This window comes from Halomonas sp. BC04, assembly GCF_000568385.1.
The window spans coordinates 1-6,300 of record NZ_AZQX01000276.1; the positions used below are offsets into that span (position 1 = coordinate 1).

The 6,300-nt window shown below is 65.1% G+C and carries 6 protein-coding genes; 5 read left to right on the plus strand and 1 reads right to left on the minus strand.

Annotation, left to right across the window (positions count from 1 at the left end; genetic code table 11):
* A partial coding sequence (locus tag Q427_RS18860) for a DMT family transporter (protein ID WP_043516641.1) occupies positions 1 to 424 on the plus strand: 424 nt, incomplete at its 5' end.
* Between the two features lie 43 nt (positions 425 to 467).
* A complete protein-coding gene (locus Q427_RS18865) occupies positions 468 to 1,580 on the plus strand; it encodes a pyridoxal phosphate-dependent aminotransferase (protein ID WP_043516642.1) in 1,113 nt (370 codons plus the stop codon).
* On the opposite strand, the gene Q427_RS18870 is transcribed toward Q427_RS18865, so the two are convergent.
* The gene (locus Q427_RS18870) at positions 1,577 to 2,989 is read right to left on the minus strand and encodes a sigma-54 interaction domain-containing protein (RefSeq protein ID WP_043516643.1); all 1,413 of its coding nucleotides are present in this window, start codon (positions 2,987 to 2,989) and stop codon (positions 1,577 to 1,579) included. The genes Q427_RS18865 and Q427_RS18870 overlap by 4 nt on opposite strands.
* Before the next feature lie 217 nt (positions 2,990 to 3,206).
* Between Q427_RS18870 and speB the strand changes: the two genes are divergently transcribed.
* The 3 genes from speB to Q427_RS18885 form a co-directional block, all read left to right on the plus strand.
* Positions 3,207 to 4,157: an agmatinase gene (speB, locus tag Q427_RS18875; protein WP_043516644.1), complete on the plus strand. Its 951-nt coding sequence runs from the start codon at positions 3,207 to 3,209 to the stop codon at positions 4,155 to 4,157.
* Between the two features lie 57 nt (positions 4,158 to 4,214).
* Entirely contained in the window at positions 4,215 to 5,612 is a 1,398-nt protein-coding gene (locus Q427_RS18880; RefSeq protein WP_043516645.1) for a YjiH family protein, read from the plus strand.
* 10 nt (positions 5,613 to 5,622) lie between these two features.
* Positions 5,623 to 6,300 (plus strand): thiamine pyrophosphate-binding protein (locus Q427_RS18885; RefSeq protein WP_043516646.1); only part of this gene is annotated, 678 nt, incomplete at its 3' end.

Consider the following 6,300-nt stretch of genomic DNA (forward strand, 5'->3'; position numbering starts at 1 on the left):
CGTGTTGTGCGCCGCCCTGTCCTGGGCGCTGGGCACCGTACTGATCAAGCGCCGCGGCGGCTGGCAGGGCCATCCCGTAGCCATCACCGGCTGGCAGTTCGCCATCTGCGCCGTGCCCATGGTAGTGCTGGCGGCAGGGCTGGAGTCGCCACCTTCACCGTTCGAGTGGCGGTCCACCACCTGGCTGGGACTGGGCTATCATCTTGTCTTTGCCATCTGCCTGGCCCAGATGCTGTGGTTTCGCAACGTCAATCGTCTGACCATCGGCCAATCCACCATCAGCACCCTGATCATACCGGTGGTCGGGGTCTCCAGCGCCGTGATGCTGCTGGGAGAGCCCTTTACCCTCCAGATCCTGGTGGCGCTGCTCCTGACCCTGTCTGCCGTGGCGATCGTCATGACCCAGCGAAAGCCAATGACATGACGCCAGACCCCATCCTTCATTCATCATCCAACGGGAGACCCGCATGCCCCGCTTCCCCGACCACCTGACCGGTTCCGGCCCCAGCAACCCCTTCCCCGGCATCAAGGTACTGGAGCGACGCATCGGCCGCGAGATACCCCATCGGCTGGGCTCCAACGAAGGCCTGGACATGCCCCACCGCGCCCTGCGCCAGCGCTTCGGCGATGCCATGGTCGAGCATGTCTACTGCTACGGGGACTCGGAGGCGCTTGGGGTGCGCCAGCGCCTTTGCGCCCTGCATGGCTACCCGCTGGAGGCCACCCTGGTGGACGCAGGTGCCGACAGCCTGATAGCCCTGGCACTGCGTGCCACCACGACCACAGGCTGCACGGTGGTCAGTGCCAGCGGCACCTACCCCACCTTCGGCTACTTTGCCCGGGGGCAGGGCTGTCGCCTGATCGAGATCCCCTATGCGGAGGGGCCCGGCCTGCTCGCCCCCGATCTCGACGCCCTGCTGCATACCGCAAGGCAAGAACAGGCGCGACTCGTCTATCTCGCCAACCCCGACAACCCCAGCGGCCACCTGCACAGCGACGAGGCCATCCGCCGTCTGCGCGCCGAACTGCCCGAGGACTGCTGGCTGCTGCTCGACGAGGCCTACCACGACTTTCGCGATGATGCCGACGCCCCCTTCAGCCGGGAGGTACTGCCGGGCGTGATTCGCCTGCGCACGCTCTCCAAGGCACATGGCCTGGCCGGCCTGCGAATCGGCTATGCCATCGCCGAGCCCGAGACCCTCGAGATGATGATGAAGGTACGCATCCACTATGCGGTCTCCACCCTGACCCTGGCAGCCGCCGAGACGGTACTGGATCACAGCGAGGAGGTGCGCCAACACGTCAGTGACGTCAAGGAGCGCCGCGAGCGGCTTGCCGACCATTTCAGGCAGCAGGGTGCCGAGGTACTGCCCAGCGCCACCAACTTCATCGCCCTGCGGCTACCAAGCGCCGAACTGGGTGAACGGCTCAACCGCGAACTGCTCGAGGCCGGGCGACTCATCGCCCGCCCCGCGCACCCGGACCTGGGCCATATCCTGCGTATCACCGCCGTTGAAGACGCCCTTCAGCCTGGGCGATTCGAGATCCTCGAGAAGGCACTGGCGGAGCTGAAGCGCTAGCGCTGGATACGCAACCCATGCCGATGTAGCTTGCGCACCACACTGGGCTGGCTGACACCCAGTCGCTCGGCCATGGCATAGGTACTCGACAGCTGCCGGCACAGCGTCGCCAGCACCTGGCGCTCGGTACGGGCCAGGTACGCCTTGAGCGACTCATCCTCCGCCATCGCCAAGGGAGCAGTGGCTTCGGCTGAAGTGTGATTGGCTGCCATGCTTCCCGACGGCTCACCCAGGGTGGGTGCTTCGATCACATCCCCGGCACTGGAGAGCCAAGCCCGCTCGAGCCAGTTCTCCAGCTCACGGACATTACCCGGCCAGTCGCTGCCCATCAGCTCCGACCAGACGCTGCCGTGCAGCAGCTTCTGGCGGCCATAGCGCTGGTTGAGGCGCTCAATACAGGACTCGACCAGCGCCGGTATGTCCTCGCGGCGCTCCCGCAGCGGCGGCAGCGTCACCGGGATCACGTTGAGCCGGTAGTAGAGGTCCAGCCTGAAGGCTCCCTCCTCGACCCGGCTCGCCAGGTCCTGGTTGGTGGCCACCACCAGTCGAAAATCGACGCGCCGCGGCCGGGTGTCCCCCAGTCGGGTAACGGTGCCATCCTGGATCACCTTCAGCAGCTTGGTCTGCATCAGCAACGGCAGCTCGCCCAGCTCATCGAGAAACAGCGTGCCCCCCTCGGCCTGCTCCAGCAGCCCGGCCTTCCCCTGTCGGGCGGCACCGCTGAAGGCCCGCTGGTAGCCGAACATCTCCGACTCGAACAGGTTATCGGGGATGGCGCCGCAGTTGACCTCGATGAAGGGCCCCTCACTGCGGCGGCTCCAATGATGCAGCTGGCGGGCAAAGACGGTCTTGCCGACGCCGGATTCCCCCAGCATCAGTACGGTGGCATCGGATGGCGCCACGCGCTTGAGCAGCAATGCCAGTTCACGCATGACGCTGCTGCGCACCTGCAGCGCCTCGAGCATCTCCTCCAGCTCGCCATCCTGGCTCGCCGGACCCGGCTGATTGCGCCGAAGATGCTCACTGAAGCGCTTCTGCAGCAGGGCGTACTCATCCTGCAGCAGCTGCAGGTCGGTGAGATCCCGGGAACGGCTGACGATGCGCTCCAGCCGTCCTTCCACGAAGACCGGGTGGGCCTCGGCAATGACTCGCCTGCCGGTTCCGGTCACCTGCATCAGTTGGGCCGGCTTGCCGGTGCGCATCACCTCCATGCTGATCGAAGGCTTCAGCACCCCGCTCGCCTCCAGCGCCTGCACCGTGCTGGCAGTCAGCGCTTCCCGGGACATGCCATAGACCGCGGCGGCACCGGGGCTGACATCCAGCACCCGACCGGTGCCGTCAACGATGAAGAAATGGTCGTTGGCGGTCTCGACGATGGTCTGCACGACACGCCGGTCGATTTCGCTCATGTCGCTTTCCTGCGTGGTGAAGTGAAGCAATGCATTATTGCATCGTCAATACATTATTGCATCGAACCGGACGCCTTTCGATGCATTACTGCATCATGGGCAACCGGAACAAGCCGTCCGGCCGGGGCCATGCAAGCTGGCATGAAACGTGCATTACAATTCCACAGGTACCCACTATCCTCAGCACCCTTTCAGCCAGCGATAACCGGAGCCCACCATGCCCGAGTACAACCAGCCACTCGGTGGTAACGAGATGCCCCGTTTCGGCGGCCCCGCCACCATGATGCGCCTGCCCGCCCAGCCGACGGCCGAGGGTCTCGATGCCGCCTTCATCGGCATCCCCCTGGACATCGGCACCTCGAACCGGCCTGGCACCCGACTGGGCCCGCGCCAGATCCGTGACGAATCGCGCATGCTGCGCCCCTACAACATGGCCACCCGGGCGGCACCTTTCGATAGCCTGCAGGTTGCCGATATCGGCGATGTGCCGATCAACACCTTCCACCTGCCCAAGAGCGTCGACATCATTACCGACTTCTATGACCAGGTGCTGGCCCACGACTGCATCCCGCTCACCCTGGGCGGCGAACACACCATCACCCTGCCGATACTGCGCGCCATCGCCAAGAAGCACGGCCCGGTGGGATTGATCCATATCGACGCCCATGCGGACATCAACGACCACATGTTCGGCGAGCCCATTGCCCATGGCACCCCTTTCCGGCGCGCCCAGGAGGAGGGCCTGCTGGCGGCAGACCGTGTCGTCCAGATCGGTTTGCGCGGCACCGGCTACTCCGCCGATGACTTCGACTGGTGTCGCCAGCAGGGCTTTCGCGTCGTGACCGCCGAGGAGTGCTGGTACCAGTCGCTGGCACCGCTGATGGCCGAGGTACGCGAGCAGATGGGCGACGTACCCGTCTATATCAGTTTCGACATCGATGGGCTCGACCCCTCGGTTGCCCCCGGCACAGGCACCGTCGAGATGGGGGGCCTGACCTCCGCCCAGGGGCTGGAGCTGGTACGCGGCGCCGCGGGGCTGAACATCGTCGGCGGGGACCTGGTCGAGGTATCGCCGCCCTACGATCCCAGCGGCAACACCGCCTTGATGGGCGCCACACTGCTCTACGAGATGCTCTGCGTGCTGCCGGGCGTCACCCGCCGCGACTGAGGTCCCAGGCAATTCAGCGCTCCGGATTCAACGACAACAAACCTGAGGGAAAACAGCATGTCTTCCACTGAATCGACTGCCGAAGAGACGACCGCCCCGAAACCGCTAGCCCCCCCACCGCTGGATCGCCGCAACCTGCTGCGATTCCTGATTCCCTCCTTGATCGGGGTCAGCCTGTTCCTGATCCCCTTCCAGGTCGGCGATACCATCAACATCGGCATGGGCCTGATGGCCGATAGCCTCCAGACACTGCTCGAGGGCGCCCTGCCTGCCATCGCCGTGGTCGTGCTCGCGGTCTCGGTACTCGCCACCCTCTATGTCAAGCTGGGCCGACCCGCATGGGCCGAAAAAGGGGTGCTGCATGACATGTTCCATGTCGGCCCGGTGTGGTTCGGCATGCGTATCCTCGGTGCCGCCTTCGCGTTGATGACCTTCTTCCAGTTCGGCCCCGAGTTCGTCACTGCCCCCTTCACCGGCGGCGTGATGCTCAACGACCTGGCACCGGTGCTGCTGACCTTCTTCTTTTTTGCCGCCCTGCTGCTGCCCTTCCTGGTCGAGTTCGGCTTCATGGAGTTCATCGGCAGTCTGGTGCGCAAGCCCTTCCGGGTTATCTTCAACCTGCCCGGCCGCAGTGCCATCGACGCCACGGCATCGTGGATGGGCTCCGGCACGGTGGGGGTACTGATCACCACTCAGCAATATGAGAAGGGCTTCTACAACCGCCGCGAGGCTGCGGTGATCGCCACCAACTTCTCCATCGTCTCGATCGCCTTCGCCCTGCTGATCACCAGCTTCGTCGATATCAACCACATGTTCATCCAGTTCTACTTCACCGTGGTGGTCGCCGGGCTGACCGCGGCGGTGATCGTGCCACGCCTGCCGCCCCTATCGCGCAAGGCCGATACCTACTACGAGCCGGTGGGCTGCCAGCTGGCGGAGAAACGCACCGAGCAGATGGGTCTGCTGCGCTACAGCCTGACCATGGCCGTGAAGCGTGCCGAGAGCGCTCCCGGCCCGCGAGAGCTGCTGCGCATCGCACTGTTCAACGTTGCCGATATCTTCCTGGCCCTGCTTCCGCTGGTGATGGCGATCGGTACCGTGGCACTCATTCTTGCCGAGTTCACTCCGCTCTTCACCTGGCTCTCTTATCCTATGGTACCGGTGCTCGAGTTGCTGCGTATCCCGGAAGCCGAGGCCGCTGCGCCGGCGACCCTGGTGGGCTTCGCCGACATGTTCCTGCCGGCGGTCCTGGCGACCAATATCGAGAGTGAGCTCACCCGCTTCGTGATCGCCTGTCTGTCGCTGACCCAACTGATCTACATGTCGGAGATCGGCGCGCTGATCCTGAAGTCGAAGATCCCGCTCAAGCTCTGGGAACTGGTCGTGATCTTCCTGCTGCGCACCGCGATCACTCTGCCGATCATCGCCTTCATGGCCCACACCTTCTTCTTCTGAGGTCACCCCGATGGCAACCGACACTCTGACCTGCGCCCGCCTGCTCCTGTCGCTCCTGCATGAGCGGTACGCGGTGGACACCGTCTTCGGTATTCCCGGCGTACACACCGTCGAGCTCTACCGGGGCCTGGAGAGCAGCGGAATCCGCCACGTCACACCGCGTCACGAGCAGGGTGCCGGCTTCATGGCCGACGGCTATGCCCGGGCGACCGGTCGTCCTGGGGTCTGCCTGATCATTACCGGCCCCGGCATGACCAATATCGCCACCGCCATGGGACAGGCTCTGGCCGATTCGATTCCGATGCTGGTGATCTCCAGTGTCAATCGTCGCGACACCCTGGGGCGCGGCCAGGGCCGCCTGCACGAACTGCCGAGCCAGCAGCAGCTGCTGTCCGGTGTCTCGCGCTTCAGCCATACGCTGCTCGACCCCTCCGCCCTGCCCGAAGTACTGGCACGGGCCTTTGCCGTGTTTGGCAGCGAACGGCCCGGGCCGGTGCATATCGAGATTCCCATCGACCTGTTCGATGCTCCGGTGGCACCACCCTCGAGCTGGCAGGCAGCGACCCTCTATCGCCCGGTGCCGGACCCCCGTGGACTGGCCACTGCGGCGCAGTGGCTGCAACAAGCCGAGCGGCCCCTGGTGTTGCTCGGCGGCGGCTGCGCCGATGCCCCCGAAGCGGCCCGGGCC